Source organism: Micromonospora sp. DT201 (genome assembly GCF_049841575.1).
In the GTDB taxonomy this organism is placed as follows: Bacteria; Actinomycetota; Actinomycetes; order Mycobacteriales; family Micromonosporaceae; genus Micromonospora.
On record NZ_JBNCKP010000106.1, the window covers coordinates 1 to 264 of the forward strand.

Annotated in this window: 1 protein-coding gene; it reads left to right on the forward strand. The window is 67.0% G+C overall.

The window, feature by feature from the left end; translation table 11 throughout:
- Positions 1–264: KR domain-containing protein (locus ACLQ28_RS34615; protein ID WP_425690464.1), on the forward strand; the 264-nt coding region annotated here is incomplete at both ends.

Consider the following 264-nt stretch of genomic DNA (forward strand, 5'->3'; position numbering starts at 1 on the left):
CGCGTACGGGGTGCGGCATCTGGTGTTGGTCAGCCGTCGTGGTCTGGCGGCTGATGGTGTGCGGGAGTTGGTTGACGGGTTGGCGGGGTTGGGTGCGTCGGCTCGGGTGGTGGCGTGTGATGTGGCCGACCGGGAGCAGGTCGCGGCCTTGATTGCGTCGGTGGAGCATCCGTTGACCGCGGTGGTCCATGCGGCTGGTGTGTTGGATGACGGTGTGGTGGAGTCGTTGACGTCGGAGCAGGTGCGGCGGGTGATGGCTCCGAA